This is a genomic window from Sphingosinicella sp. (assembly GCF_052387495.1).
Taxonomy (GTDB): Bacteria; Pseudomonadota; Alphaproteobacteria; order Sphingomonadales; family Sphingomonadaceae; genus Allosphingosinicella.
Window position 1 is genome coordinate 1 of the sequence record NZ_JBQTJC010000117.1, and the last position, 1,832, is coordinate 1,832.

At 66.9% G+C, this 1,832-nt stretch carries 1 protein-coding gene; it reads right to left on the reverse strand.

Annotation, left to right across the window (positions count from 1 at the left end):
* A partial coding sequence (gene carB / locus ACT4N8_RS06570) for a carbamoyl-phosphate synthase large subunit (RefSeq protein WP_444857336.1) occupies positions 1-1,832 on the reverse strand: 1,832 nt, incomplete at both ends.

Below are 1,832 nucleotides of genomic sequence, written 5' to 3' on the forward strand. Positions count from 1 at the left end.
GCTTGATGTCGCGCTTCAGCGGCAGGAAATCGATCAGCTTCTCCCCCGCCATCACCCGCGCGGCGATCTTGGCGATGTGCGTGCCGATCGCCTTGGCGACGAAGGGCACGGTGCGGCTGGCGCGCGGATTGACCTCGATCAGGTACACCTCGCCCTGCTTGACGGCGAACTGGACGTTCATCAGCCCGACCACGCTCAGCCCTTCGGCGAGCAGGCGGGCCTGCCGTTCGATCTCGGCGACGATCGCCGGCTCCAGGCTGTAGGGCGGCAGCGAGCAGGCGCTGTCGCCCGAATGCACCCCGGCCTCCTCGATATGTTGCATGACGCCGGCGATGGCGACGTCTGTCCCGTCGGAGATCGCGTCGACGTCGACCTCGATCGCGTCGCGCAGATACTGGTCGATCAGCACCGGGCTGTCGCCGGAGACCTGCACCGCGGTCTCGATATAGTCTTCGAGCTGGCCTGGGGAATCGACGATCTCCATCGCCCGCCCGCCGAGCACGTAGCTCGGCCGGGTCAGCACCGGATAGCCGATCCGCTCGGCGACATTGAGCGCCTCCTCGCGGCTGCGCGCGATGCCGTTCCGGGGCTGTTTGAGGCCGAGCTTGTCGACCAGGGCCGCGAAGCGCTCGCGGTCCTCGGCGAGGTCGATCGCGTCGGGCGAGGTGCCGAGGATCGGAATCCCCTCTTTCTCCAGCGCCGCGGCGAGCTTCAGCGGGGTCTGCCCGCCGAACTGGACGATGACGCCATGAAGCGTGCCGTTCGATTGCTCGACATGGAGGATTTCGAGCACGTCCTCGACGGTGAGCGGCTCGAAATAGAGCCGGTCGGAGGTGTCGTAATCGGTCGAGACCGTCTCCGGGTTGCAATTGACCATCACGGTCTCGAACCCGGCTTCCTTGAGCGCATAAGCGGCATGGACGCAGCAATAGTCGAACTCAATCCCCTGCCCGATCCGGTTCGGCCCGCCGCCGAGGATGACGACCTTGCGCCGGTCGCTGGGCTGGCTTTCGTCCTCGGGCGCGCCGAAGCTGGGCGCCTCGTAGGTCGAGTACATATAGGGCGTCTTCGCCTCGAACTCGGCAGCGCAGGTGTCGATCCGCTTGAATACGGGCCGCACGCCGAGCCGGTGGCGCAGCCGCCGCACCTCGTCCTCGGTGGTGGCGCCGATCATCGCCTTGACCGCGTCGTGGATCAGGCCGTGGCTGCGCGCCCGCGTCTTGACCCCCTCGCCCGCGATGTTCGCCGATTTGAGGTTCAGTTCGGCCAGCCGCCGGTCGGAAAAGCCCATCGCCTTGAGGCGCCTGAGCCCCTCCGCGTCGCCCGGCAGCCCATCGCGGCAGACCGCCTCCTCCGCCTCGACGATCTCGGCGATCCGCGCGAGGAACCAGGGGTCGTATCTGGTGACGTCATGAATCTCGGCGACGCTGAGCCCTTCGCGCAGCGCCTGGGCGGCGACGAGCAGCCGGTCCGGCGAGGGTACCGCGAGAGCGGCGAGGATCGTCTCCTTCGAGGCGCCGTACAGCTCCTTGACCCCGTCGAACCCGATCAGCCCGGTCTCGAGCCCGCGCAGCGCCTTCTGCAGGCTCTCGTGAATTGAGCGGCCGATCGCCATCACCTCGCCGACCGACTTCATCGCGGTCGAGAGGACGGCCTCGCTTTCCTTGAACTTCTCGAAGGCGAAGCGGGGGATCTTGGTGACGATATAGTCGATCGTCGGTTCGAAGCTGGCGGGCGTCACGCCGGTGATGTCGTTCTGAATCTCGTCCAAAGTGTAGCCGACCGCGAGCTTGGCCGCGACCTTGGCGATCGGAAACCCGGTCGCCTTCGAA